This window comes from Bacillus cereus, from assembly GCF_015071065.1.
GTDB classification, from domain to species: domain Bacteria; phylum Bacillota; class Bacilli; order Bacillales; family Bacillaceae_G; genus Bacillus_A; species Bacillus_A cereus_BA.
Genome location: NZ_VOVA01000002.1, coordinates 428,200 through 454,380, shown reverse-complemented (window position 1 = coordinate 454,380; position 26,181 = coordinate 428,200). Strand labels below are relative to the sequence as shown.

The window sequence follows — 26,181 nt, the reverse complement described above, 5'->3', positions numbered from 1 at the left end:
CCCTCAAAAGGAAATCACGTTTTCTCAAAACATTATATATTATACCCAACCTCTAAAGCGACTAGCTTCAGCCATTTTACGAACACCAATCATATATGCAGCTAAGCGCATGTTTACTTTACGAACTTGTGCTGTTTCATAAATCGAATCAAATGATTTTACCATTACTTTTTCTAAACGTTGTTCTACTTCTTCCTCAGTCCAGTAGTAACCTTGGTTATTTTGTACCCACTCAAAGTAAGATACCGTAACGCCACCAGCACTTGCTAATACGTCTGGAACAAGTAAGATACCACGATCTGTTAAGATTTTTGTTGCTTCTAATGTAGTTGGACCATTTGCAGCTTCAACTACAATTTTCGCTTTAATCTTATCAGCATTTTCTTCTGTAATTTGGTTCTCAATTGCAGCTGGAACTAAAATATCGCAATCAAGTTCTAACAGTTCTGTATTTGAAATTGTATTATTAAATAGTTTTGTTACAGTACCGAAGCTATCGCGACGATCTAGTAAGTAGTCAATATCTAATCCATTCGGATCATGTAGTGCACCGTAAGCATCTGAAATTGCAATTACTTTCGCGCCTGCATCATGCATAAATTTAGCTAAGAAGCTACCCGCATTACCAAATCCTTGAACAACAACGCGTGCACCTTTAATATCAATGTCACGTTTTTTCGCAGCTTCACGAATACAAATTGTTACACCTTTTGCAGTCGCTGTTTCACGTCCGTGTGATCCACCTAATACAAGTGGTTTACCTGTAATAAATCCTGGTGAATTAAATTCATCGATACGGCTGTACTCATCCATCATCCATGCCATAATTTGTGAGTTTGTAAATACATCTGGAGCTGGAATATCTTTTGTCGGACCAACAATTTGGCTAATTGCTCGTACATAACCGCGGCTTAATCTTTCTAATTCACGGAAAGACATCTCACGTGGGTCACAAATGATTCCACCTTTACCTCCACCATATGGTAAATCAACAATACCACATTTTAAACTCATCCAAATAGAAAGTGCTTTCACTTCATTTTCTGTTACGTTTGGATGGAAGCGAATTCCACCTTTCGTTGGACCAACAGCATCATTATGTTGTGCACGATATCCTGTAAATATTTTAACAGTCCCGTCATCCATACGAACTGGAATTTTCACTGTCATCATACGAATTGGTTCTTTCAATAATTCATATACTTCGTTTGGATAACCCAATTTTTCTAATGCTTCATTAATTACAATTTGTGTTGAATTTAACAATTCAAAATGTTGTTCCCCTTGTTGTTGTGTTTTCGTTTGAGTTCCCTTTTCGGCTACCATAGTAAGTAAACCCCCTGTAATTTCACTTGTTTAGTAAACCTTCATTGCCTAGTATACACCGTTAAATTTGGAATGCAATAGAAAACGCTAACAAATATATACAAACTATTTCGACTTGCAAGCGTTTTCACTATTATTATAGTCCTTTTATTGCTTTTAGAAAAGTAAAATACTTAAATATTTAAATATTTTTTATTTTCATCAAGAAATACTGATTTAATTTTTAAATATAGGTCGGCTAGTCTTATTGCCTGAACTTCGCTTTATAGATTGTAGATTTCCCACTCTTCAGCTGAATAAAAATAAAACCTCAAGCTACGTTACATTAGCTGAGGTTTTGTTTTTTCACAAAGTAATTGTATATTTGTTCAATTGCTTGAGAATCCATTAATTCTTTACCATATTCCATTATGCGGTAAATTGTTGCTGTTGACGGATTACCGTACTCCGCTAAAATAGCTATAAAATCCGCCTTCAATAATTGAAATTGCTCTTCTTCTTCTATCCAAAGATAAAAACGATCATCCCACGTATACAACTTCCCATCAGTTACACCAAGGTTATATAAGCGATTTGACAAATTGATTACATCATCTAATGTAGCAAACTCGTAAAGTATATGTTCACTTTCATCAAGAGTCACTTGCATTTCAATAAACTCGTCACGGAACTCATCTTCTGTATCCACTTCGTGATTTTCTTTTGTTACAATTACAACCATACCTTGAGCTTGTAGAGAAAATACTTCAACAGCAATCGGTCCATCCGCTTCAAACCCTAATTCTTTATTCGCTTCTTGCATCATATCACGGAATAGTTGCTGTACTTTCGGTGCATTTCTCCACAAATCTTCTTTCGTTAATCCTCGTTCAGATAAATCATCAAATGTTAGAAAAATTTTGATTTTATTATAATTTAAACGTTCCAGTCTCATCTTATACCCTCCCTACGTAACCATTGCATCTAATTTTTATTATATGAAATAGAAAATAGATGGTTCTTTCCGAACGACTATTCTAACATTTTCAACCATCCATCCCATTCTTCTTTCGTGTTACCAATTAGGATATTTTGAAGGTTTAATTGATTTCCAATGTCTTTTCTTCCTATAAAACCACCAGAGACGTTTTCATTTTTTTCTTGCAACAAGTCAATAAATTCTACTGCCTCTTCAAGTTCTCGTTCATCATCAAAAGATATAAACAAATATTTAGGTTGTAATTGTTCAATAGCTAGTAAAATACCTTCTTCATCTAAACTTGTCCCCATATACATTGCTTGATATCCTTTTAGTCGTAAATACGTCGCGAAAATAAATCCTTTTAATATATTATTTTCTAAAACGAAAACCTTGTTAACGGAAGAATACACTGACGCATTATGATAGATCATTCCTAGACGTGTTTGTAAGAATGATACAACATATTTGAATTGTGACATTGAAATCTCATTATTATTTTTTAAAGTTAACAACTTGTTTGCCACTTGAAGAATGATGCTTGTAACAACCTTTTCCGTTGAATATATACTAAAAACCTCGTTTAATAATGCAGAAGTTGTAATTTCATCAAATTTTAACAAAGCTTGTAGTATATCGTCCACTAAAACAACTTCTGTATCTGTAATTTTTTCTTTTTGAACGTTGTTCTGCAACCGATTCCCTTCTAATAACTGAACTGCTTGTCCAATCATCATCCCCTCAGAAACTTTATTCATTAACCATTTCAAAATATGAATATGCTCTTCGGTATATAAACGATGCCCCGCACGATTTCTCTTTGGGGCAATAATATGATAGCGTCTTTCCCATGCGCGAAGTGTACTCGGTTGAATTCCGAGTATATTCGAAACAGCTTTTATATTATATTTCCCATTTAAAGTTGGCATTATTTCCCTCCGCATAACGTAATGATATGCGTTTGGGAAGGTGCCCGAAAACGAAGAGGGAATAATGTTGTTCCATACCCATTACTAACAAAGAGAGTCGTATTAGAATGCTTATATACACCACCCTTTAAATACTTTTCAGATGGAAACAACCGAATCTGGCCTCCATGTGTATGTCCACTTAATACGAGCGAAATTTGTTCTTTACCAGACATTTTCTTTATTATATCTGGGTTGTGACTAATTAAAATGCGAAAACCTTCTTCTTTACAATCAGACAACGCTAAATCTAAACGATCTCGTTCTAATCCAACATCATCGATACCGAGTAAGCAAATTTTCTCTCCTAATTCAGACTCAAATACAAATCTTGTATTATCTAATACCTTCACATTATTTTCTATTAATAAAGCATCTAATTCGTGATATTCAATTTCATAATCATTATTTCCCCATACAAAATATACAGGGGCTATTTCTCTTAACTTTTGAATATTTAAAGAGATTTGCGATAAAGGTACTCCTTTTTCAGCTAAATCGCCGCCAATAATTACGATATCTGCTTTTCCTTTCACTCGTTCAATTAGCGAGCTAGAAATGACCCTTCTATGAATATCCGAAATAAAAAAAACATTAACTTTTTGAAAACTTTCCGGAAATTCTTCGAATACTAAAGTATGTTCCAACACTGTATTGCGCATCGCTTCTTTATACATTCCAAGAAGACATACAAAACCAATGCATATGAGAGTACATAATAATATAATCCATGACATATATTTTTTACTCTCCCTCCTCGTAAAGTATAGTCCTTAATTGTATGTGCAGCTATATCACTCATTTAGCTAGCTCTCATACTTCGTGGACTTATCTTTTATAGGAATTTTCAATTCTTGTCCTACTTTCACTTCGTCTTCTTGTAAATCATTATACTTTTTTATTATTTCTATCCCATTTTCATCTGAGAAATATTGCTTCGCTATACTTTTTAAAGTTTCTCCATCTTTCACAACATGAGTTGCTACTTTCTCAGACTGCTTCTTTGATTCAGTCTTAGCTGAATCAAAGAAAATTACTTCAAACGCACTTTTCTCAGCATTATTACTATCACTTTTTACCTGTATATACTTATCCGTATACCATAGGATACTAATAGGTAACAATATGAACAAAAATGTTAACACTCGGACGAAAATGTGATTCATTTTAAACTTTGGTTTTTTCTCTTTATTTCTATGAATTTCACTACGCGGCGGTAAACCTTCATCTTCTTCTACTCGCTCAACTTCTAACTCCTCTTCAAAATCAGGAATTCGTTTTCTCACGTTGTTCACCACCACCTTCCATTTATTTTCTTAATTGGAGCCCCATTATAAAATCAACAAGAAAGTGTGCAAATATTGTTATAAACAAATTTCCTGTCCACTCGAATACATATCCAAAAACAAAACTAATAAAGCAGACGAAACAAAACAAAAAAGGCTTCGTTATATACCGAATATGTAACACAGCAAAAATTAAACTCGCTATTACAATTCCGAAATGAGTCTGCACTACACCTCTAAATAAAAACTCTTCCGCAAAGCCAATAATAAACGTGATAACGAGTAAATGCATGACAGAAATCCCTTGAAACATTCTATCGTTAATGCCACCATCATCAAACCAAGATTCTGGAAACACTCTCATTGCAACATAATCTAATAACACAATACAAATAGCCAACAAGCCACCTATTACAAGTATAGAAACCGGTTCCCATTTCCACAAACTATAAACTTCTCTTTTATCTTGAAATAATATATATGCTAGTAAACAACCGATACCAATAATGATTAGTTGTGTTATGTAGAGATTCAGTCTTATTTCTCTCGGACTCATATCTTCAACATTATGCCTTTGAATGTTCATCATTCCTCCATCTTCCCTAGGCCGAAAAGCTTTTGTAACTCTGTTTCCCAATTATAGTCGAAAACTGACTGTTGCGCTCGTCTTTTTTTATAATCCGTTTTTGTAATACCACAGTAATCACAACAGTTTTCTATCTCTTTTTCCTTCCTATAACCAAATTGTTGTAATAAATATTCACGTCTACATCCTTGAACTTGTATCCATGATTTCATATTTTCTAGCTCACTATATTTATTACGCAGTCTCACTTCCACTTCCGCTATTAATCTGTGCATTATTTCATCTGACAAGCTCTCTAGCATAAGATTTCGCTGTTGTATGATTCCAAGATGTTCGAGATGATAACGGATAAAACGCCAATATTGTTCATTAAATCTTGCTGCATTATAACAAATTTCTTCTACATCTTCTAATGGTAATACTTTCGTTTGAAACATTCTTTCTTGCAGTAACGAAAATAAAAATTGTATTTGCGATTTACTTGGTAATTCATCTTCAATGATTGAAATTGGCAAATCGTGATCCAATGGACTACATAATAAAATGGATATACTCAATTCTCCATCTCTTCCCGCTCTTCCAATTTCTTGTAAATAGGACGTTACATTTGTCGGATATTGAAAATGAATAATATATCTTGTATTCGCCTTATTTACACCCATCCCAAAAGCACTTGTACATATTACAATTTGCAACTGGTCATTCATAAACTGTTGTTGAATTAACATACGCTCTTCATGTTCCATACCACCATGATAAAAAGCTACACCTGTAATTCCTTTTCCTCTTAAATACTCGGTTAAACGCTCTGTCCAGGCCCTGCTTGAACAATAAACAATACCAGGTCCTTGCAAATACATTACATGCTCAAAAAGCGCCTCTTTTTTTTCTTCTATTGTTTCCACAAATTGCACTTCCATCGCAATATTTGGACGATCAATTGAGTACACATGCTCAGCGATATTTTTTAGATTTAAACTTTCCGCTATATCTCGCAGTACATCCTTTGTCGCAGTTGCTGTTAATGCTAGTACTGTCGGAGATCCGATACTCTCAATTACTTTATCTAATCTTTTATAATCTGGTCGAAAATCATAGCCCCATTGTGAAATACAGTGTGCTTCATCTACGACAAATAATGAAATATGAATTTTTTTCAATTCTCTTATTAGAAGTTCCGACTGCAACATCTCTGGTGATACGAAAACAAATTTATAAAAAGATAGCTTTTTCATTGCTTCTCTTTTTTCAATTAACGTCCGAAAACTATTCAATGCAATAACTCGATTTTTCACGACATACTTTAATTGCGTAACTTGGTCTTCCATTAAAGATAATAATGGTGATACAACAAGCACCGTACCCTCTTGCAGAAGCCCCGGAAGTTGATAACACATTGACTTTCCCCTTCCAGTCGGAAGCATTGCTACAACATCTTTCCCTTCCAATAAGTCCGTAATAACTCCTTTTTGCCCCGGACGAAATTCAGAATATCCAAACCACTTATATAAATATTCCTCAAGCTTCATTTATACCCTCCATCCGCGCCAATACAAGACGGACTTCAAAATAAGAGATTTCCTCTCCAACCGCTTGCTTCAACACACGCAATTTACGTGTTTGTAATGCTTCAATTACTTTTGTTACTTTTTCTATTTTTTCTTTTTCCATAAACATCTCAATAGAAAATTCTTTTTCTCGTAAAGCAATTTCTACAAAATGGTCTTCTATCGTGGCAACCTTCAAATTCCGAATTGTTGCTATTTCTTCTAAAGAGCGTCCTTGTTTCCAAAGATTATATGTTTTTTTCGTTGATAAGCTAAATAAATCAGCTTTCTCATTTGGATAAGATATAATTTCAGCTAATAATGGAAACTCATTTTCTTTATTGCGAACTTCTTGAATAAGGAAATGAATTGTACCCCAAAATAAAAAATACACTCGAAATATATCTTGTTTCGTAATTTCCGCTAATTGTTGCAAAGTACACCCAATACGTTCATACCCAGTTAACCGATATGTTACGATTGTCGCCTCTACTGGATTATTTTTTTGTAAAAGAGTATGCATTTCCTTCCATAATCTTTTAGCCAATTCACTTCTCATATATGGTATTCCAGTGAGAAAACGTTTCACCCACATCATGATTTCTGTATCCTGTTGAATTGGAATAAATTTCGTATTCGCCTGTTGTAAATTCGAAATGGTTTGAACGATCAATGATAACCTCTTCCAAAACGTTTCACCTATTTCACCATAGTGTAAACCATGTAAATACGTCGGAAAGGCAAAGTCACCTTCCCATTTGTTTAATTGCATGTTACCAGCAGTCGTTAACACATATGTATTATCATGTATACCTTGAACTAAATCCGTTTGTAACAACTTTGCAACTTCTTGATCATAATCAGCTCTATTTAATGACTTATAAATCCCAAACAAAAAAGAAATTTGAAACATATTCCCATCTTGTAATGTTTGCGACGATCTCTTTCCTTTTAATAAATAATAAATCGAAGAAACGGTTCTTTCACCATTCAATTGTTTTAAACAATATAATAAAGTATATTGTAGCTGCATTACCGCTTCCACCTCTCAGTCTAACTTCATTCCTTTTTCAATACGATTGCAAATTAACTGTTCTTCATTTAACTTATCCTATTCACATTACATGCTTGTATATATTCTATTGTATCAAACGAAATAACATTTAAGTATTTTGAAAATCTTATGAAATAATTCAAAAATAAGTTGACACCCTAATTGATAAGCATTATCATTATAATTTTATGTTGAAAAGTTTTAAAAACCGTTTTACAATAAGGTTATAATTTTTTGGCGAACTTTTCACATACATATTATCAGGAGGGAAAAAAGATGGCAAAATATACAATCGTTGACAAAGATACTTGTATCGCATGCGGTGCTTGTGGTGCTGCTGCACCAGACATTTATGACTATGATGATGAAGGTATTGCATTTGTAACATTAGACGATAACCAAGGTATCGTTGAAATTCCAGATGTATTAATTGAAGATATGATGGATGCATTCGAAGGTTGTCCAACTGACTCAATTAAAGTTGCTGACGAATCATTTGACGGCGACTCTTTAAAATTCGAATAGTCTTTTATTAACTTTAAAAAATCCCCCTCATACTTATGAGGGGGATTTTTTGCTCTCTTTTTCATTCTCACTAACAAAAAAACCATTAGCAGTTACGCTGCCAATGGTTTAATATTTTTAAGCATTTTTCATTTTTGCAAATACCCATACTTTCAAGCGTGAAAATAATGCCACAAATACAATTGTTACAACAATTCCTTTAATTACATTAAACGGTAATATCGCCGTTACAATAGTTTGTCGCATAATATCACTAGACATAGCTGGTGAATTTAAAAACCAAGTGTACGCTGGTAAAATAATGAAGTAGTTTAACACACTCATAATAACTGTCGTAGTAATCGTTCCTAGCATTAATCCTGTCGTTAAACTTTTTACTGTGCGATATTTTCGGAATAAGAATGCTGCTGGACCGATAAATAAACATCCCGCTATAAAGTTCGCTATTTCTCCAACTGGCACTCCCGTTAAACTCCCTTGAATTCCGTAATGTAAAATGTTTTTTATCGCTTGTACAATCACGCCTGCGATTGGACTAAAAATAATCGCCGCAATTAAAGCTGGTACATCACTAAAATCAATTTTTAAAAATGGCGGAAGCCCTGGGAATGGAAATTCCAACATCATTAGTAAATACGCAATACTACTTAGCATCGCTACACTCACCATCTGCATTACACTGTTTTTTTGTTTCATCTTTCTCTCTCCTTTTCCATCGATCTTCTCATGGAAAGTGGAAAGGTTCTGCTATGCCTATTTTTTCATAGAACGAAAAAACCCTTTGTGATTTACACAAAGGGAGAATTTTAAGGCACATCAAACAGACGTTCAAATACTTATCTTTTTTGAACGCTTGAACCTCCATCTTCTCCCATCCAGACTATACTGTCGGCTTTGGAATCACACCAAATCCTGCCTTAACGGCTCGCGGGCTTAGAACGAAATTATTAACTGTTCATCACCGCCGGTCGGGATTTTCACCCTGCCCCGAAGATAGACCGATATTCTATTTTCCACTTCATTATACAACAACATGATCGTATTGTGAACAAAAAAAGTGTAACTTACTAAAAATAAGTTATTAATTTTATATAACTAAAGAAACAATCACTATATTTTACAATACAACCCATATTTTTTATAATTCGGTATTTCTCTTATGAATCCCCTAGTCATATGTCGTCAAAAGTGATAAGATGTTGAATTGTTAAGATAAGAACATTTTCTGAGTTATGGAGGAAATGTCATGAAGAAAGATAAAAGACACTCTATTCGAGAAGCAATGAAAAAGAACTTAAGAAAAGAATACTTTTATTTGAAAAAAGAATTACTTTTCTACTGTCCAATTGATCTAGGCACATTCTCAAGAGAGACATACTACGCTAGTTTTGACCCAGATGGCATAAGTATTTATCAGTATGATAAAAAAACAGAAAGTAAATTAAAATTGTGTGAGCGTCATCCATGGAAGAGTTGGAATAAGGTAAAAGTTGATCACTATTTAACAACTTCTCAATTTATTTTTCAAGGTGAGCGAAACTGGATTTTATCCCTTTTCCAAAAAGGAAAAGAAGCTCAAAAAATAATTGAAAAACATACATCTTTACAAACGGAAGTTGTTTCCCGTCCGTTTTCCAAAAAACTTCCTGGTTTCCGTTCTGATACACCATTGAATAAATACATCGGTAGCATTTGTTACACTGCACTTATTGCATTTTTATTAAAATGGATGATTCCATTTCAAGCACCACAAATCGCCCTGTATTCTCTTTCAATTGGCTTTATGCTTCTTGGTTTACTTTGTCTTACAATTGGTCTAATTGAACCAACTATCGTACTATTTCGGACAAAAGAAAAAACAAGAACAAAAGTCTTTTACTTATATAGCTACTTAGCTATTTCTGGATTTATATGTGTCTTTATTTTTTGGTAAAAGAAACCGTCCCAAAAGATCTTTTGGGACGGTTTTTCGTTAGGGATAGGTTACTCTTATTGTCGCATTTTGTTGTTAAGTCGATATAATTTCCTTTACTAACGCAATCTTAAATCAGAAGAAAATAAATCTATTCAAAAGTTATGCTTTTGTGACATTGCCTTTACTTGACATATAATTGTTGGTTCGGATAAATTTGCTCTTGTCGCAATCCATTCCTCACTTTAATTTCCTCAACTGTCATACTAAATTTCCGAGCAATACCAACTAAAGTATCACCTTTTTGTACAACATATAGTGATGATGACACAACTTGATTTTTTTGTTCATTTAAAACAAGCAACGGATTCATCGCATTCCTTTTCTCCATCGTCCATCTCCCTTGATGCACTTCTAAATGTAAATGCGCTCCTCGCGATTCTCCTGTATCCCCTACCTCTCCAATTAGCTCTCCTTTTGAAATGTTATCCCCTTGAACTACATATCTCTTATTTAAATGCGCATAAACAGCCTCATATTCTCCATGTTTAATAAACACAACATTTCCATAACTACTTGAAAAATAAGACTTTGTCACCTTACCATTTTGAATAGCTGCAACAGGCGTTCCAATAGGCGCAGCTATATCAATACCATAGTGTTTCCCATGTCTTGTCCCAAAATAATCACTTATCTGCCCATCAACAGGCCATATCCACTGATTCTCTTCAGCGTAAACATGTAATTGAGATAAAAATAATACACTCAATATCACCACGCCACATTTTAACGCTTTCATATACATCCTCCGTTTTCTAATAACCGTCATACCTTCTCTATTGTGGGATATTATAGAAAAAAGTATACAAAAAAAAGAAAGTGTATTACTCCACTTCCTTCTCTTCTTTATTACGAAAAACAAGTGCACTGCGGCTATATTCCACATCTTTCACTTGTAAACGTGCATTTATTACTCTAGCAAGCGCAAATAAATAATCAGATAACCTATTTACATACTTTAGAACAATTTCATTGGTTTCTCCTTCTTTTTGCAATGACACTATACAACGTTCTGCCCTTCTTATAACTGTACGTGCAATGTGTAGTGCAGCCGATACCTCGCTACCGCCTGGTAAAATAAAACGCTCTAACGGCGGCGCTTCTTCTGTATACGAATCAATTCGTCTTTCTAAATACTGGACCATCTCTATCGTTACTTTATAGGGGATTTTCTTCTCTACTATTGCTAAATCCCCTCCACAATCAAATAGTTCATGTTGAATATTTTCAAGTTCGTTATAAATGTTACGAAAACATTCCTCTTGTAATTTAGACATGGCATATCCGATATGAGAATTTGCCTCATCAATTGTACCATAAGCTTCTACACGTATATGATCTTTATCCACTCGGCCACCTATGACACTCGTTTCCCCTTTATCACCTGTTTTTGTATAAAGTTTCATTTCATTATGGCACCTCTCTTTTTATTTTCATTCTGATTATTAAAGAAAAAAACTCTACCATTCTTTATTTAATTGCGCTTACAAAAAAATAAAAAAACAGTAAAGCTTTTATTCACGATCAACTTAAAAAAACATACATATCTAAATTATACGATTTGGTAAATACACAGAGAATATAGTTCCTTCTCCAACGACACTTGATACAAAAATCTTCCCGTCATGACCTTGAACAATATTTTTAGCAATCGCAAGCCCAAGTCCTGTTCCAACTTTTTTCCCGCGCGTTCTCGCTTTATCAGCTTTATAGAATCGATCAAACAAGAATGGAATATCTTCTTCTGGAATACCGGCACCTGAATCTTGCACTTCGAAAGTAAGGCCACCATTTTTCGTATTAATTACAAGTGTAACATGTCCACCTGCATTTGTATGACGGATTGCATTATCAATTAAATTCGTCAGTACCTGTTCCATACGGTCTGCATCAAACGGATATTGTTCAATTGGACTTTGGAAATCCACTGTTAATTGGACCTCTTTATCCTTTGCAATCCCCTGGAATTTACGGCCAATTTTTTCGACAAATGGATGAATATCTACTTCACCTATATGTAACTCTACATTTCCACTTTCCATACGAGCTAAATCTAATAACTCATTTACAAGTTTACCTAAACGAACAGATTCCTCATAAATAATTTGAACAAACTCATTAATTTCTTCTTTCGTTTGCACAATATCATCTAAAATTGCTTCACTATATCCTTGAAGCATTACCATCGGTGTACGAAGTTCATGTGATACATTCGCAATAAAGTCTTGACGCATTTTCTCAAGACGACGCTCCTCCGTCATATCTCGCAATACTGCTACAGCTCCACGAATTTTTGTTTGATTGTAAAGCGGTGTCATAAGAACTACGTAGTTACCTTTTTGCAAATTAATTTCAACAACTTGTTGTTGCTCACTTTCTACAACGAGATGGAATAGTTCAACAAGTTCAGAAGGAAGTTTTTTACTTAATTCTACTTCTTTTTCTTCTTGCCAAACTTGTAAGAAGTGTTCTGCCGGTGGGTTGATAACAACGACTTCACCTTCTTGATTTAACGTAATAACACCATCTGCCATACTACTCAAAATGCTAGCTAACTGCTCTTTTTCTTGCTGCAGGGCATTCATATTAAACTTCAACTGTTTCCCCATTTGATTTAAAGCAGTTGCAAGCTCACCAATTTCGTCCTGCGACACCATAGGGGCTTTCGTATCAAATTTCCCGCGCGCTACCTCAAATGCAACCTCACGCATTTTACGAAGCGGTGCCGTAATTCGAGTAGATAAGAAAAATGCAAAGAAAGTTGTTAAAATAATCGCAATCCCGGCTGATAAGAAAATAAAATCAGTCGTTCTCTCCATACCTTGTATTGGAACTTGCAAGGATTCATATACAAACACCGCACTTTGATTTTTTGACTGTACTGGTTTCCCGACGATCATAATATCATTTTCAGTGTTCTTATTCTTCCTACTATTAGAAGCTTTTCTAATATTATTCTTAATATCCTTTTTATCTGTAAAAACAGCTGCTAATTCTTTATCATTTTTCAAATCATCTATTGTAAGAGTAACTAATCCTTCTTGTTTCGGCGAAGAAGAAATTTCCTTACCATCTTCTACAATGATAATCCTTGAAAGTGGATCAGAAAATTTGTAAGCAATATCCTCAATCGTTTTTACATCGGCACCTTCTTCAATTAATTCCGTGACACTTGTTGCAACTTTCTGAAGTCTAGCTTCACTCATATCAACATAATACGTTCTAAAAAACTGCGAAAGTAAAATAGCAACAAATCCAAGAACAAACGAAACGAGAAGTAATATGGTCATCCATAACTTCCCTACTACACTTCTCCAAAGCATCAGTCGTTCACAACCTCAAACTTGTAACCAACGCCCCAAACGGTAACAATCATCTTCGCTGCATCTGGTGATTGTTTACTTAACTTTTCACGTAAACGCTTTACATGTGTATCAACTGTACGTAAATCTCCGAAGAACTCATATTGCCATACTTCTTTTAACAATTGCTCACGGTCAAAAACTTTATCCGGAGCTTTCGCTAAGAATAATAGTAATTCATATTCTTTCGGTGTTAAGTTTACTTCATTACCATCCGCTGTAACGCGGTGCGCATCATTATCAATTGTTAAATGAGGGAACACAGTAACATCTTTCGTCGTTGTATCTTGTGTGAAAAATGTCGTTGGTACAGCGCGGCGTAATACCGCTTTCACACGAAGTACTACTTCACGCGGGCTAAACGGCTTTACAATATAATCATCCGTTCCAACTTCAAACCCTTGTACCCTATTTACTTCCTCACCTTTTGCTGTCAGCATAATAATTGGCGTCGCTTTCTTCTCACGAATCCCTTTACACACTTCGATACCATCTTTACCAGGCATCATAATATCCAATAGGATTAAATCATAATCATTTTGTAACGCCATTTCTAAAGCTGTATCACCATTATCCGCTTCTTCAATTGTGTATTGCTCTCTTTCTAAATACATCTTTAATAAACGACGAATACGATCCTCATCGTCTACAATTAAAATTCTTGATTCATTTTCCATTTCTACCCGCTGCGTACTTTTACCACAACGGTTTACACCTACCCTTCTACAATATAATGTTGCACCTATCCTCGTTTAATTAAGCATTTTTTAACGTTCCACTTCCCATATTATGCTTCACAAGAATAATAAAGTTTGTTCATTTTTTTTCCAAAACTATGTATTTTTTTTGAACAGTATATTTGGTCCTCGACATCATTTTACAGAATCAACCGCTACTTTGTCATGTTTTTCTCAAAAAAGAAGAAAATTTGACAAAAATAAAATAGGAAAGTGACATACACTCTCCTATTTTATTTCTCTATGCATATGAATGTAAACCCGCGATAATTAAGTTTACTACAATAAAGTTAAACATAATGATTGCAAAACCAATTACTGCAAGCCAGGCGGATTTTTCTCCATGCCATCCTTTAGATAAACGTAAATGTAATACCGCAGCATAAAAGAGCCAAGTAATAAGCGCCCAAACTTCTTTTGGATCCCAACCCCAAAAGCGCGTCCAAGCGATTTGAGCCCAGATCATTGCAAAGATTAATGCTCCTAATGTAAACACTGGGAATCCTATCGCAATAGAACGATATCCGATTTCATCTAATAAATCACTATTCGTATTCTTTACTAACGGCTGAAGTGCCGCTGACACTCGCTTACGTAAAACAAGTCTTAATACAATATAAAGTAGTGTTCCGACTAACACTGACCAAATAACAGTATTTAATTTTTTCGCATTTACAATCGCTGGGACTTCAACTGTTGGCTCTAATTTATTTTCTGTCATTAACTTCCCTTCGTGCGGTCCAACTAAAGCAGGGAGATTATACTTCATCTCAACTTGTTGTTCATTTTTATCAATCCATTGAAACTTCGCTTCGTATTTCATACTCGAAAATACAGTTGTTACTCCAATAAATCCAACTGTACAAACAAGTGTAAAAACTACTGTCTCTAACCAAAATGTACGCTTACTTCTTGTTGATTGATCTACATTTTTCAGTAAATACATTACGCCTGTAATAAAACTAATTGCTAATATTGCTTGTCCCGCTGCCGCTGTCGTTACATGAATATGTAGCCAATTACTCTTTAAAGATGGGATAAGCGGCGAAATTTCTCTCGGGAACATACTTGCATAAGCGATTAATAAAAGAGCTACCGGTAAAGCAAATAAACCAATAATACTTACACGATATACAAAGTACATAATGATAAAAGCTCCCACAAGCATCATGCCGAAAAATGTACCAAATTCAAAAAAGTTACTAACTGGTGCATGTCCTGATGCAATCCATCTTGTAACAAAATATACTATTTGCGCAATAAATCCTAAAATTGCTATAGTTATACCTACATTTGCCCACTTATGACCTTTTTCTTTAATTGCTCCTCCAAAAAATAAAGTTGCAATTAAATATAAGATGAACGCGGCGAACAGAAAATTACTACTTATTTGTACCATATCGTTTCCCCACCTTAACTAATTTTTTTATCATTCATTTTATCGTGTGGTTGTGGAATCGCTGTTCCTTCTAGTACTCTTTCAATATCTTTCTTTAAGCCGAACCAATTTTTATTCGTATGGCCTGCAACCCACCATTCATCATTAACACGTTGTATCCAAATACGGCGATGGTTCCAATACATACCTTGAATCACACCAACCATAAATATAAATCCTCCAATACCGAGAATCCAAAGTGTCAAATCTTTTCTTACCGTAAGAGCTGTTGCATTTTGCATTTCCACACCTGCAAATGACATTTTATATTTATTATTCCCATCAGGCTCTATGTTTTGCTGAATACCGACGAAACTAACTTCACCTTCTGGTGTTTCCGGGGTAAACATTTTAAAGACGAATGCAGGATTATTCGGTAATTTCGTTTTCGTATTCGGCCTTCCATTCTCATCAAAATAAAAATCAGGAAAATAGCTTAATAGTTCTAGAGAATACCCATTTCCTAAATCATATTTTTCTGTAGGATTCGCTAAATCTACTTTAATCGGTCCCCACTTTTGATTATTTTCTTTGTTTTGCAAATGGAACGACATGCTTTTAAATTCACTTTCTTTGTAATCCACTTGATAAACAGCAAATTGATCAAATTTGAGTGGCTCATTCACTCGAATTTCAGCTTCTTTTACCTTTTCTAATTTTGGTTTTTGACCCGCTATATTTTCTCCTACCGCTTTATATAATACAGCATTTGTTTGGAAGTTTTTCGCAATCATTTTATCACCAACACGATCAATTGCTTCATCAAAAACTTCTTTATCCTTACTCTTATCATAAACTTCCTTGATAAACTTTTCGTTTTTCAAATAGTATTGACCATCTGTGCCTGGTATTTCTTTCGTTTCACCGTCACGTAACCAAAGTGCTTCATCTACATACATACTCGGTAAAAAACGTAGCATTGCACCGAATAGAAAGATAATAAGACCAATATGGTTTATATATGGACCCCAACGGGAAAAACGTCCCTTTTCCGCTAAAACGTTCCCATCTTCCACTTTCACATTATAATTACGTTTCTTTAAATTGATTTGAACTCGTTCTAAGTCGCCCTCTTGCGGCGAACCAGTTCCGTACAATCTCTGTCTCTTTAAAAAGCTTGGGTGTCTTTTCACCCCTTGTTTTTTTAATGCTTTATAAAGAGGAATGACACGGTCTAAGCTACATATAACGAGTGAAATACCAATGGAAGCAATTAAAATCATATACCACCATGATCCATATAAATTATTAAATCCTAATTGATAGTATAATTGTCCTAAAAATCCATACTCGGTCTTATAATATTCAGCTGGTGCAATCCCTGGAGTTATGTACATTTCTTGCGGAAAAATAGTCCCAATCGCCGATGCCGCTAAAGTGATTACAATGAGCCATACACCTACTTTTACAGAAGAGAAAAAACTCCAGATTTTATCTACTATCGTTTTTGTATGTGTGAGAGACCTCCGTGCACTTCCCTCATAGCGCATATCCAACAGTTTTACATTTTCATTGTTTTCAAATGGATTTCCACAAGCTTCACAAAAAATGGTTCCTATCGGATTCACATGTCCACATTCACACTTAATTTCTTTCAATATTCTCACCGCCCCTGTATCTATATGTACTATTGTATATTCTACCCTTGAGTTACCGCAATACTCAGAATTTTTAATCTAGAGGCACTATAGGTGCCCACCTCTTATGTAAAGGCTTTCTTTATTACGGAGTAATTTTCTTTAAATACTCTTCTAGTTGTTCCTTCGTTTGCTCACCTATAATTTGCTCAACTACTTTACCTTCTTTATCAATTAAAAAGGTTGTTGGTAACGGTCCTACTCCATATGTCCCTATGATTTTTTGCCCTTTATCAATTGCAACGGGGAATTTCAAACCATATTGGTTCACAAAGTTTTTCACCGCGATATCCGTTTCATCTGCATCTAATGCGATGATTTCAACACCTTTTTCTTTATATTTCGGATATAGCTCATTCATGTAAGGCATTTCTTTTTCACAAGGTTTACACCAAGTTCCCCAAAAGTTTAAAAATACCCCTTTTCCCTTTAGGTCTTTTAGTTCAATTTTCTTTCCTTCCAAATCCGTCACAATAAAATTAGGTGCTTCTTTTCCAATTTGCATTTTCTCTTTATCAGCGAAAAATCCTTGATAGAGTGTAAATCCTACAGCACCGCTTAAAATGAGCAGAATGATAACACGAAATAATAAGCGATTTTTTTTCATATTGTCTCTTCTCTCCCCCGTAAATGGTATGTATTCTTTTCTGTAAATGTTGTATTGAATAAATCACCAGCAGAGCACTCCACTGGTGAAATTGTAACTCTATAGCTTATCTTGGCTTTGTAGAAGCAAGCGCACGTAATTGTTTCACCTCATGTGGCGTTAATTCTCTCGCATCACCAGGTCGCAGGCTCCCTACTTCTAAGAAAGCATAACGTTCACGTTTTAATTTCACAACTTTACAGTCTAACGCTTCAAACATACGACGTACTTGACGGTTACGTCCTTCATGAATCGTTAATTGTACAATTGCCATCTCTTTACGCTTGTCCCAAGAAATAATTTTCGCTTGTGCTGGTGCTGTTTTTCCATCTTCTAATGCAACACCTCGTTCTAACATGCGAATTTTCTCACCTGTTAATGGCCCTTTAATTTTCGCAACATACGTTTTTTCAACTTTATATCTTGGATGCATTAATACATTTGCAAATTCCCCATCATTTGTCATCAATAATACGCCAGACGTATCATAATCTAAGCGTCCGATTGGGAATAAACGTTGTCTAATTTCAGGGAAAAAGTCTGTTACAACATTTCTTCCTTTATCATCTGATACACTTGAAATTACACCAGTTGGTTTATATAGTAAAAAATAAACAGGTTCTTCTTTTTCAAGAGGAATGTTATTTACTTCTACTTTATCTTGAGGAGTTACTTTTGTTCCTAACTCCTTCACTATTTTTCCATTAACTTTCACTTTCCCTTGCTGAATTAATTCCTCAGCCTTTCTTCTCGATGCAATACCTGCTTGTGCAATCACTTTTTGTAATCGTTCCATTTCTTTTTTTCACCTCGAATTTATCTTACCTTACATTAGAAAGACTTGGCAACCGCATATGCTTTACGGCTATTTGCTCCATCTCACTTAAACAACATAGCAATGATAATAAACATATAAAGGCCAAATCATGTTTTTACCCTTTATTATTGTCCATATTTTTCATATTTCTCACAATAAAAGTTCACCATTTTGTCAGAAATACCGCATAAAAAAACCACTATTAAACTACACGTTAATAGTGGTCGTATACATATTATAAGCGAAATAGCGCAAAAAATGAATAGCATTACCGAAACAATAGGGAAACAAACACGATTGAACAAATAATTCCGATTAAATCTGCAAAAAGTCCTACCTTTAATGCATCTCCCATTTTTCTAATACCAACAGCCCCAAAGTATACTGTTAATATATAAAAGGTCGTATCTGTACTACCTTGCATCGTTGAAGCTAACCTACCAATAAACGAGTCTGGCCCATATGTAGCGATTAAGTCGGTCGTAATACTTAAACCAGCAGATCCCGAAATCGGACGTATAAGTGCAAGTGGAACGATTTCCGCTGGGACGTGAATAAAGTCTAACATCGGCTTCATTACAGATATCATCGCATCTAACGCTCCAGACGCTCGAAAAATCGAAATGGATACAAGCATTCCAACCATAAACGGTAAAATTGAAACTGCAATTTGAATCCCTTCTTTTCCTCCCTCAACGAACGATTCATACGTCGGAACTTTCTTTATCGTTCCATATAAAAGGATAAAACCAATTACACAAGGAATTACCCATAACGAAATTGTATTTACAATGCTCATTTTTTCCGCCCCTTTCTACTCCTTCTCCGGTAAAAATAGCGGTCAATCCAAATTGCTCCAATCATCGATAACACTTGTGCAATGAATGTTACACCAACGATTTCAGTAGGATTCGCTGATTCGTAAGTCATTCGAATTGAAATTACTGTAGTCGGAATTAATGTAATTGCAGACGTATTTAATGCTAGGAACGTCACCATGGAACGACTTGCGGAATCTTTCCCACCATTTAGCTCTTTAAGCTGTTCCATTGCTTTAATACCAAGAGGAGTTGCTGCATTACCTAATCCAAAAAAGTTCGCCATCATATTTGATAAAATAAATCCCATTGATGGATGATCCTTCGGTATTTCTGGAAACAACCTTTTTACTATCGGCATAAAAAGTGCAACTAACTTTTTTAACAGCCCTGCCTCCTCTGCAATTTTCATTAAGCCCAGCCAAAATACTAAAACACTAATAAGCCCTATACATATTGTTACCGCGTCTTTTGATCCTTCAAATACAGCTTTAGTCACTTCTTCCATCGTTCCATTTATCATGGCGTACACAATCCCTATAACTGCCATCGCTACCCATACGAGATTAACCATCGTTCCCAACACCTATCATGTAAGAAAAAATTTCTTTCACATTATTCCAGTACATTCCCGTTGTAGCTACTAACTTCCGTTTACTATAAAATAAATTCCGTTCTCCAACTTTCTCATTGCCAACATAAACATCCGTCTTTCCAATTTTTACTCCATCTGTAAGCTTTGCACTTTTATCGAGTTCAACTTTTAATACCACGTTCTTTCTTTCCTCTTCCGTTAACGGTACCGAAAAACTATTTTTCGTATAAACATGATTGGCATATTTCTTTTCATTTATTTCAGCAATTGCTCCTTGTCCTAAAACTTTTGTTTGCTTAAAACGGTCAAAACCTTTATCAAACAAATTCATATGATCATCCCAATCACTAGAAGCACTCAAAGTTACGACAATTAAATCTAGTCCATTTTTTGAGGCCGTTGTGACAAGCGTCCGTCCTGCTTTCTTCGTAAAACCTGTTTTTCCTCCTGTTGCAAATTCATAATAAGATGTCACAAGCTTATGTTTATTTTTCCACGGATAATCCCAAGAATCTGATTTATACGTTTTTGTCCCAAAAATTTTCTTAAAAGTCTCGTTCCCCATTGCATATTTTGTTAAAAGTGCCATATCATAGGCCGATGAATAATGGGATCCATCACCATCCAAGCCATGCGGATTTGAAAAATGAGTATCTTTCATGCCAATTTCTTTCGCCTTTTCATTCATTAAATATACGAACCCATCTATACTCCCTCCTACATTTTCAGCAATTACTTGCGCTGCGTCATTACCAGACCTAAGCATGAGACCGTATACTAAATCCTCTAACTTCACTTTCTGTCCAGGCTTTAAATAAATTGCCGATCCTTCTACTCGTACCGCTTCATTACTAACCGATACCAGTTCTTTCATTTTTCCTGATTCAGCAGCTAACAATGCTGTCATAATTTTTGTTATACTAGCAATTTTTTGTGGCTCATGTTCTAATTTTCCATATAGCACACGACCGGATTGCTGTTCCATTAAGACTGCGTTACGAGCACTGACACCACTGTTCATTTTTGCATATGTAGGAATCGGCATAAGGCTTGCGTACATTATAATTAGCGTAATTATTATACAAATTCGTCTCATATTTCCCCCCACGTCCTTTTGGCACTTTTTGTACAAGTGTATGCTTGGCCTTTTAAAATATGAACGAAATCTTCCTTCCACCTCCACTAAAAAAGACGCATGGGATATGCGTCTAATACGGTGTCCATTCAATTTGTTTCGCAATTTCAAATCGCTTTTCTACATCTGGCCAATTTACAACATTCCACCAATTTTTAATATATTCATCTTTTCGATTTTGATATTGTAAATAATACGCATGTTCCCATACATCAAGTACAAGAAGTGGTATCGTATCCCATTGTGTAAATAATTGATGAAGGGTACTTTGCAAAATTTCTAACCTTCCCGACCGAGGCACCCACACAAGAATTGCCCATCCAGACCCCTCAACTTTCGAAGCCGCCTCTGTAAAATGTTTTTGAAAACGTAAGTAACTCCCAAAATCCTTCTCAATTTCTTGTGATAATGCCCCTCGTGGACCCCCACCACCATCTTTTTTCATGTTATTCCAAAATATCGTGTGTAAGTAATGACCTGATCCATGAAAAGCCGCTTCTCTTTCCCAATGCTTAATTAAATCAAATTGATTTGTTTTTCTCGCTTCTTCCATCATCTTCTCTGCTTTATTTAATCCTTCCACGTAACTACGATGATGTTTATCATGGTGTAACATCATAATTTCTCGTGAAATGTACGGTTCTAGCGCATTATATGGATAAGGTAATGGCGGAAGGGTATGCCCCCCTATCGGAACAGATCGTTCGCTATCCCCTCTTTCACATAGTTCATATTCCTCTCCTTCTTGCATAAATACTTCCTGTAAATGGTGCTGAATATGTTCTACATCCTCACTTATTTCATACATAAACTCGGCATCTGTGTCGTATTCATGCTCTTTCATACGCTCTAATAACGTTTGAATTTTATAAGCAAGCATATGGACATCATACACTTCCATTGCACGGCTATCTAATACATGAAGAACACTTTCACACCAGCTCTCTACTTCATGAAAGTAATCTGTAAATACACCTTGCTGACTCATGTCACACCTCCTTGATGCTATCCACTTTAACTATATTCAATTAAAATCCCTTATATAACTGGACAAAAAGAAAAGAAGCTAAGTTTCCTTAGCTTCTTTTCCTTAATTAATATTTGTGCAACATTTTTGTTTGGTAATCTGTCTCATAATATTCTAGTTCTTCACGCATCAATTGAAACTTGCCTTCTAACTCCTTCATCACTTGTTCTATGGACACAGGTGGTGTTTGCTGAAAAACAATAGAATTTTTCCCGGTATAAGCAGAACGACTATTTTCATACCAATGATCATTCTTTGGCGAAAAAAACTCTGCAATTACTTGATGGTAAATCTTATATAAAACTTTTTCAGCTGCGGCCTTTCGAAATGGTTGGCTATTCAACAAAACAAAACATGCATCAAGTCCTTCTTCACAAAAAACAAGAAGTCTTCTTATTGATGCTAATATTCCTTTATAGTATTGCTCGTTTCCTGTTGGTGTCTCCTCCAATAAAGAAGGTAACGTATGATAATTTACATAATTCGTTATCAAGGTAATAACATCTTCTAAAAATATAGAAACTTGTTCTGTTTGATTTTCAACCATCGAATTAGACATGGCTTCTCTCTCCTTTGCCGTTTTACGCTATTTCTACTCTTTTATTTTTATGTAATTCAGCTAATATTTCTTGTACTTTCACCACTGTTCCCTCGTCAAAGTATCGTTGAAAGTCTGTTACTTCATTGAGATACAAGCGCTTCTGCGCGCGTAGCTCTTTATTGTTCACTAAACAAGCAATCGCTACAATATCTCGTAAATATACGTTTTGTTCTTCTACTTTATAAACTGGATTTCCTTCAAAAGGAGTAATTTCTTGTAAAACTTCTTCAAAATATCGAACATATAAGACAGAAAAGGTTTTCTCTTGATTATTTAATATATATGTCACTTCAGATCTATTAAAAAAATCTTCTGATGTATTAGGTTTTTCTTTCTCTAACTCATATCCTGCATAACCTATTATAATCATCTATTCTCCCTCTCTTCCTTCTTTTGTTTTATTCTAACTTAATTTTCCAATAAACGAAATATTCTTTCAAATATAACCTATATAAAAAATAGCTTTCATATACAGGAAATTACCTTTTTATTTTTCTTGAAGTTTGTCATAATAATATTATTGTCTCAGTTTTCTTACACAAGGAGAGTTGTATTTATGTCGTTTTCATGGAAACGTTTCTTACAAATCGGGAAAATAATCTTCCCATTTGTTGTCCTAACTATTGTATTCTTTCAAGCAAAAAAAGAATTATCAGGTATTTCTTTTTTAGAAGCGATTGAAACAATTAAAAACATTCCAACTGGAGGAGTCTTTTTAGCAATTACACTCGGTGCATTTGCCGTGTCAACAATGTTCTTTTATGACTTTGTTATGCTTCGTTACTTAAAAGCAGATATTCCTGTCCAAAAGATTTTTCGCATCTCATGGATCGCTAACACTTTAAATGGGTTTCTCGGTTTTGGAGGTCTTGTTGGTGCTGGTGTACGTACAATGCTGTATCGTCCGCATATAAAAGAGAATGGGAAACTTGTTAAAAGCATTGCTTGGATGACAACTGCCTTTATTAACGGATTAGCCATTCTGTCATTCCTCGGCCTTATTGGAATATTAGACACAAGTTTTATTCTGCACGAAAAACCGTTGTTATGGCCTGTTCTTATCTTCTTTGCTCTTTTCGTTCCTATATATATTGGGTTTTCTAAAATTAAAAATAGAAAAACAAAACAGACAGAGGGAAAAGATGATGAAGAAGAAGAGAAAAATCCAACTGTTTTATATTCATTAGTTTCATTAGTCGAGTGGGTATCTGCTGGTATCGTTATGTACGTCATTTTAATATTGTTTGGAATTGATATCGAATTTCAAAAGTTTTTAGGTGTTTATGTAATCGCTGCTTTAGCTGGTGTCGTAAGTCTTGTCCCAGGTGGCCTTGGTTCATTTGATCTTGTTTTCTTAACCGGACTAGGACAATACGGAGTTGATACGGGCGTATTACTACCCGCTATGTTATTATATCGACTTGTCTATTACATCTTACCATTCTGCCTTGGTCTCATTTTTGCAGCATTTGAAATGACAGGAGCGGCCATAAAAAAAATTGAAGACAAACCATTTATTGCACCTGCATTAGAAACCACTGGTGTAATTTGGACTTTACAACGTGATTTTTTAGGGAAATTAGGTTCATGGGCATCCGCCGCTTTAACCGTATTCGCTGGCTTAATGGTTATTCTATCAACAATTTTACCGACTAGTATAAATCGAGCTCACGCCTTACATATTTTAGCTCCAAAGCATCTTATTCAATTTTCTTTTAGCTTATCATTAACATTCGGTATTCTCCTCCTGATTCTTTCGCGAGGCATATATTATGGAACAAAGCGTTCTTACTATATGACGATTGTTTCTTTAATTGGAGCAGCAATCTTTAATACCCTAAAAGGAATTGATATTGAAGAAACCTTTATTTTATTAATCGTACTTGCTGTGTTGTATATGCTTCGCAAAAGATTTGCACGCGAGAAAATGGAAGTCTCTCTTTCTGACATCGTAAAAGTGTTTATCTTCTTATTACTTACGTTATATTTATACAAAAACTTAGGTGTTTTATTTGCAGGCGCAAAAGAAGCATTCCAACCCGATTTTGTCGTTCGAAATATTACACAAGTGAAACGAAGTGCATTAGCAGCCGCCTTTTTCGTTCCTACTTTTTTACTTATCGGTTCACTAATTGCCAATCGTTACCGTAGTGAATTTCCCGGGCAACCAGCTAATGATAAAAGGTTAGAAAACTTCTTAGAGGAACATGGCGGGAATGTACTTAGTCATTTAGGTTTTTTAGGAGATAAACAGTTCTTCTTTAGTAGTGACGGAAAAGCACTTCTTCTCTTTTCAATTACTGGAAAACGTCTTGTTGTACTAGGTGATCCAATTGGTGATCCATCCTCCTATCGCACTGTGTTGCAAGAATTTTTAGCTGAAGCTGATCGATTTGGGTATATTTGCGTATTCTATCAAATTGAAAGCAAATGGATGAGCTTATATCACGATTTCGGCTACAACTTCTTTAAACTTGGCGAAGAGGCTGTCGTTGATTTAAATACGTTTACAATAACAGGAAAAAAACGTGCTGGTATGCGAGCTACTTTCAACCGTTTTGAACGAGAAGGTTATACATTCTCTATTCATAAGCCGCCATTCTCAGACGAATTATACGAGGAATTAAAGAAAGTGTCTGATGCTTGGCTCGGCGGGAAAAAGGAGAAAGGATTTTCACTTGGGTACTTCGATCGTGATTATATTAGTCGTGCCCCTATCGCTACATTATCTGATGCAGAAGGAAAAATCATTGCATTCACAACCTTTATGCCAGTATATCAAAGTGGCATATTATCTGTTGATTTAATGCGTTATTATCCAGATGCCCCTAGCGGAATTATGGATGCAATCTTCATCCACTTATTCCACTGGGCAAAAGAAAATGAATACCATTCCTTTAATATTGGTATGGCACCACTCTCAAATGTCGGTTTATCAACGCAATCGTTCTGGTCTGAACGAGTTGCTGCTGCAATATTTAATAACGTTCGTTACACATATAGCTTCAGTGGTTTACGACATTTTAAAGAAAAATACAAACCTGCATGGAGCGGAAAATATTTAGCATTTCGAAAGAATCATTCTTTACCAATTACAATGCTCTCTGTAACAAAATTAATAGGAAAACGAAAAAACAGCTAAGTAC

General features: G+C 35.0%; 26 protein-coding genes and 1 riboswitch. Of the genes, 3 read left to right on the top strand and 23 right to left on the bottom strand.

Annotation, left to right across the window (positions count from 1 at the left end; all coding sequences use genetic code 11):
- Positions 1–39: 39 nt before the first annotated feature.
- From gudB to FT637_RS08290, 8 genes are all read right to left on the bottom strand, one after another.
- Complete coding sequence (gene gudB / locus FT637_RS08325; RefSeq protein WP_193645876.1) at positions 40–1,326, bottom strand: NAD-specific glutamate dehydrogenase; 1,287 nt, start codon at positions 1,324–1,326, stop codon at positions 40–42.
- A 325-nt stretch (positions 1,327–1,651) separates the two neighbouring features.
- Positions 1,652–2,260 carry a genetic competence negative regulator gene (locus tag FT637_RS08320; protein ID WP_002158605.1) on the bottom strand — a complete coding sequence of 203 codons (609 nt, stop codon included), beginning with the start codon at positions 2,258–2,260 and terminating at the stop codon, positions 1,652–1,654.
- Between the two features lie 77 nt (positions 2,261–2,337).
- Positions 2,338–3,213, bottom strand: coding sequence for a MerR family transcriptional regulator (locus tag FT637_RS08315; RefSeq protein ID WP_193645875.1), 876 nt, complete (start codon positions 3,211–3,213; stop codon positions 2,338–2,340).
- Positions 3,213–3,989 (bottom strand): metallophosphoesterase, encoded by a 777-nt coding sequence (locus FT637_RS08310; RefSeq protein WP_193645874.1) that lies wholly within the window; start codon positions 3,987–3,989, stop codon positions 3,213–3,215. The genes FT637_RS08315 and FT637_RS08310 overlap by 1 nt, the downstream gene beginning before the upstream one ends.
- A gap of 69 nt (positions 3,990–4,058) precedes the next feature.
- A complete protein-coding gene (locus FT637_RS08305; protein ID WP_193645873.1) occupies positions 4,059–4,538 on the bottom strand; it encodes a LysM peptidoglycan-binding domain-containing protein in 480 nt (159 codons plus the stop codon).
- A gap of 22 nt (positions 4,539–4,560) precedes the next feature.
- Positions 4,561–5,124, bottom strand: coding sequence for a CPBP family intramembrane glutamic endopeptidase (locus tag FT637_RS08300; protein WP_002117615.1), 564 nt, complete (start codon positions 5,122–5,124; stop codon positions 4,561–4,563).
- On the bottom strand, positions 5,124–6,653 hold the full coding sequence (locus FT637_RS08295) for a RecQ family ATP-dependent DNA helicase (RefSeq protein WP_193645872.1): 1,530 nt from the start codon (positions 6,651–6,653) through the stop codon (positions 5,124–5,126). Before FT637_RS08295 ends, FT637_RS08300 begins: the two co-directional genes overlap by 1 nt.
- Positions 6,643–7,704 carry a helix-turn-helix domain-containing protein gene (locus tag FT637_RS08290; RefSeq protein ID WP_193645871.1) on the bottom strand — a complete coding sequence of 354 codons (1,062 nt, stop codon included), beginning with the start codon at positions 7,702–7,704 and terminating at the stop codon, positions 6,643–6,645. The genes FT637_RS08295 and FT637_RS08290 overlap by 11 nt, the downstream gene beginning before the upstream one ends.
- 297 nt (positions 7,705–8,001) lie before the next feature.
- On the opposite strand from FT637_RS08290, the gene FT637_RS08285 reads away from it, so the two are divergent.
- On the top strand, positions 8,002–8,250 hold the full coding sequence (locus tag FT637_RS08285; RefSeq protein WP_001151994.1) for a ferredoxin: 249 nt from the start codon (positions 8,002–8,004) through the stop codon (positions 8,248–8,250).
- 117 nt (positions 8,251–8,367) lie between these two features.
- Here the strand turns inward: FT637_RS08285 and FT637_RS08280 are convergent, their stop codons facing one another.
- Positions 8,368–8,946, bottom strand: a complete 579-nt coding sequence (locus FT637_RS08280; RefSeq protein ID WP_193645870.1) for an ECF transporter S component — start codon at positions 8,944–8,946, stop codon at positions 8,368–8,370.
- A 163-nt stretch (positions 8,947–9,109) separates the two neighbouring features.
- Positions 9,110–9,249, bottom strand: a riboswitch (FMN riboswitch).
- A 247-nt stretch (positions 9,250–9,496) separates the two neighbouring features.
- Here FT637_RS08280 and FT637_RS08275 point away from each other — a divergent pair.
- Positions 9,497–10,183 carry a hypothetical protein gene (locus FT637_RS08275; protein ID WP_193645869.1) on the top strand — a complete coding sequence of 229 codons (687 nt, stop codon included), beginning with the start codon at positions 9,497–9,499 and terminating at the stop codon, positions 10,181–10,183.
- Between the two features lie 163 nt (positions 10,184–10,346).
- Here FT637_RS08275 and FT637_RS08270 read toward each other — a convergent pair whose 3' ends face one another.
- From FT637_RS08270 to FT637_RS08205, 14 genes are all read right to left on the bottom strand, one after another.
- Positions 10,347–10,961: a peptidoglycan DD-metalloendopeptidase family protein gene (locus tag FT637_RS08270; RefSeq protein WP_193645868.1), complete on the bottom strand. Its 615-nt coding sequence runs from the start codon at positions 10,959–10,961 to the stop codon at positions 10,347–10,349.
- Between the two features lie 85 nt (positions 10,962–11,046).
- Positions 11,047–11,628: a cob(I)yrinic acid a,c-diamide adenosyltransferase gene (locus FT637_RS08265; protein WP_193645867.1), complete on the bottom strand. Its 582-nt coding sequence runs from the start codon at positions 11,626–11,628 to the stop codon at positions 11,047–11,049.
- Between the two features lie 141 nt (positions 11,629–11,769).
- On the bottom strand, positions 11,770–13,545 hold the full coding sequence (resE, locus tag FT637_RS08260) for a sensor histidine kinase ResE (RefSeq protein ID WP_193645866.1): 1,776 nt from the start codon (positions 13,543–13,545) through the stop codon (positions 11,770–11,772).
- Positions 13,545–14,261, bottom strand: coding sequence for a DNA-binding response regulator ResD (gene resD / locus FT637_RS08255; protein WP_002158614.1), 717 nt, complete (start codon positions 14,259–14,261; stop codon positions 13,545–13,547). The genes resE and resD overlap by 1 nt, the downstream gene beginning before the upstream one ends.
- A gap of 301 nt (positions 14,262–14,562) precedes the next feature.
- Positions 14,563–15,720 carry a cytochrome c biogenesis protein ResC gene (gene resC / locus FT637_RS08250; protein WP_193645865.1) on the bottom strand — a complete coding sequence of 386 codons (1,158 nt, stop codon included), beginning with the start codon at positions 15,718–15,720 and terminating at the stop codon, positions 14,563–14,565.
- A gap of 14 nt (positions 15,721–15,734) precedes the next feature.
- Positions 15,735–17,360, bottom strand: a complete 1,626-nt coding sequence (resB, locus tag FT637_RS08245; RefSeq protein ID WP_193646240.1) for a cytochrome c biogenesis protein ResB — start codon at positions 17,358–17,360, stop codon at positions 15,735–15,737.
- Positions 17,361–17,481: 121 nt separating this feature from the next.
- Complete coding sequence (resA, locus tag FT637_RS08240; protein ID WP_193645864.1) at positions 17,482–18,003, bottom strand: thiol-disulfide oxidoreductase ResA; 522 nt, start codon at positions 18,001–18,003, stop codon at positions 17,482–17,484.
- 106 nt (positions 18,004–18,109) lie between these two features.
- Positions 18,110–18,838, bottom strand: a complete 729-nt coding sequence (rluB, locus tag FT637_RS08235) for a 23S rRNA pseudouridine(2605) synthase RluB (RefSeq protein WP_002011753.1) — start codon at positions 18,836–18,838, stop codon at positions 18,110–18,112.
- 289 nt (positions 18,839–19,127) lie between these two features.
- Complete coding sequence (gene spmB / locus FT637_RS08230) at positions 19,128–19,658, bottom strand: spore maturation protein SpmB (protein ID WP_002086660.1); 531 nt, start codon at positions 19,656–19,658, stop codon at positions 19,128–19,130.
- Complete coding sequence (gene spmA, locus FT637_RS08225) at positions 19,655–20,251, bottom strand: spore maturation protein SpmA (RefSeq protein WP_193645863.1); 597 nt, start codon at positions 20,249–20,251, stop codon at positions 19,655–19,657. The genes spmB and spmA overlap by 4 nt, the downstream gene beginning before the upstream one ends.
- On the bottom strand, positions 20,244–21,368 hold the full coding sequence (locus FT637_RS08220) for a D-alanyl-D-alanine carboxypeptidase family protein (protein WP_193645862.1): 1,125 nt from the start codon (positions 21,366–21,368) through the stop codon (positions 20,244–20,246). The genes spmA and FT637_RS08220 overlap by 8 nt, the downstream gene beginning before the upstream one ends.
- Before the next feature lie 112 nt (positions 21,369–21,480).
- Positions 21,481–22,395: a superoxide dismutase gene (locus FT637_RS08215; RefSeq protein WP_193645861.1), complete on the bottom strand. Its 915-nt coding sequence runs from the start codon at positions 22,393–22,395 to the stop codon at positions 21,481–21,483.
- 106 nt (positions 22,396–22,501) lie between these two features.
- The gene (locus tag FT637_RS08210; RefSeq protein ID WP_193645860.1) at positions 22,502–22,993 is read right to left on the bottom strand and encodes a YpuI family protein; all 492 of its coding nucleotides are present in this window, start codon (positions 22,991–22,993) and stop codon (positions 22,502–22,504) included.
- 22 nt (positions 22,994–23,015) lie between these two features.
- Complete coding sequence (locus tag FT637_RS08205; RefSeq protein ID WP_193645859.1) at positions 23,016–23,405, bottom strand: hypothetical protein; 390 nt, start codon at positions 23,403–23,405, stop codon at positions 23,016–23,018.
- Positions 23,406–23,591: 186 nt separating this feature from the next.
- Here FT637_RS08205 and mprF point away from each other — a divergent pair, with 186 nt between their 5' ends.
- The gene (mprF, locus tag FT637_RS08200) at positions 23,592–26,177 is read left to right on the top strand and encodes a bifunctional lysylphosphatidylglycerol flippase/synthetase MprF (RefSeq protein ID WP_193645858.1); all 2,586 of its coding nucleotides are present in this window, start codon (positions 23,592–23,594) and stop codon (positions 26,175–26,177) included.
- The last annotated feature ends 4 nt before the right edge of the window (positions 26,178–26,181 follow it).

What these genes read in the sequence shown, in the direction of transcription:
- resC (WP_193645865.1), bottom strand. Translation starts at nt 15,720, where the DNA reads ATGGTACAAATAAGTAGTAATTTTCTGTTCGCCGCGTTCATCTTATAT.
- FT637_RS08300 (WP_002117615.1), bottom strand. Translation starts at nt 5,124, where the DNA reads ATGAACATTCAAAGGCATAATGTTGAAGATATGAGTCCGAGAGAAATA.
- FT637_RS08295 (WP_193645872.1), bottom strand. Translation starts at nt 6,653, where the DNA reads ATGAAGCTTGAGGAATATTTATATAAGTGGTTTGGATATTCTGAATTT.
- spmA (WP_193645863.1), bottom strand. Translation starts at nt 20,251, where the DNA reads ATGGTTAATCTCGTATGGGTAGCGATGGCAGTTATAGGGATTGTGTAC.
- FT637_RS08205 (WP_193645859.1), bottom strand. Translation starts at nt 23,405, where the DNA reads ATGATTATAATAGGTTATGCAGGATATGAGTTAGAGAAAGAAAAACCT.
- FT637_RS08315 (WP_193645875.1), bottom strand. Translation starts at nt 3,213, where the DNA reads ATGCCAACTTTAAATGGGAAATATAATATAAAAGCTGTTTCGAATATA.
- resE (WP_193645866.1), bottom strand. Translation starts at nt 13,545, where the DNA reads ATGCTTTGGAGAAGTGTAGTAGGGAAGTTATGGATGACCATATTACTT.
- FT637_RS08320 (WP_002158605.1), bottom strand. Translation starts at nt 2,260, where the DNA reads ATGAGACTGGAACGTTTAAATTATAATAAAATCAAAATTTTTCTAACA.
- FT637_RS08280 (WP_193645870.1), bottom strand. Translation starts at nt 8,946, where the DNA reads ATGAAACAAAAAAACAGTGTAATGCAGATGGTGAGTGTAGCGATGCTA.
- spmB (WP_002086660.1), bottom strand. Translation starts at nt 19,658, where the DNA reads ATGAGCATTGTAAATACAATTTCGTTATGGGTAATTCCTTGTGTAATT.
- FT637_RS08265 (WP_193645867.1), bottom strand. Translation starts at nt 11,628, where the DNA reads ATGAAACTTTATACAAAAACAGGTGATAAAGGGGAAACGAGTGTCATA.
- FT637_RS08290 (WP_193645871.1), bottom strand. Translation starts at nt 7,704, where the DNA reads ATGCAGCTACAATATACTTTATTATATTGTTTAAAACAATTGAATGGT.
- gudB (WP_193645876.1), bottom strand. Translation starts at nt 1,326, where the DNA reads ATGGTAGCCGAAAAGGGAACTCAAACGAAAACACAACAACAAGGGGAA.
- resD (WP_002158614.1), bottom strand. Translation starts at nt 14,261, where the DNA reads ATGGAAAATGAATCAAGAATTTTAATTGTAGACGATGAGGATCGTATT.
- FT637_RS08210 (WP_193645860.1), bottom strand. Translation starts at nt 22,993, where the DNA reads ATGTCTAATTCGATGGTTGAAAATCAAACAGAACAAGTTTCTATATTT.
- FT637_RS08220 (WP_193645862.1), bottom strand. Translation starts at nt 21,368, where the DNA reads ATGAGACGAATTTGTATAATAATTACGCTAATTATAATGTACGCAAGC.
- resA (WP_193645864.1), bottom strand. Translation starts at nt 18,003, where the DNA reads ATGAAAAAAAATCGCTTATTATTTCGTGTTATCATTCTGCTCATTTTA.
- FT637_RS08285 (WP_001151994.1), top strand. Translation starts at nt 8,002, where the DNA reads ATGGCAAAATATACAATCGTTGACAAAGATACTTGTATCGCATGCGGT.
- mprF (WP_193645858.1), top strand. Translation starts at nt 23,592, where the DNA reads ATGTCGTTTTCATGGAAACGTTTCTTACAAATCGGGAAAATAATCTTC.
- FT637_RS08270 (WP_193645868.1), bottom strand. Translation starts at nt 10,961, where the DNA reads ATGAAAGCGTTAAAATGTGGCGTGGTGATATTGAGTGTATTATTTTTA.
- rluB (WP_002011753.1), bottom strand. Translation starts at nt 18,838, where the DNA reads ATGGAACGATTACAAAAAGTGATTGCACAAGCAGGTATTGCATCGAGA.
- FT637_RS08275 (WP_193645869.1), top strand. Translation starts at nt 9,497, where the DNA reads ATGAAGAAAGATAAAAGACACTCTATTCGAGAAGCAATGAAAAAGAAC.
- FT637_RS08310 (WP_193645874.1), bottom strand. Translation starts at nt 3,989, where the DNA reads ATGTCATGGATTATATTATTATGTACTCTCATATGCATTGGTTTTGTA.
- FT637_RS08215 (WP_193645861.1), bottom strand. Translation starts at nt 22,395, where the DNA reads ATGAGTCAGCAAGGTGTATTTACAGATTACTTTCATGAAGTAGAGAGC.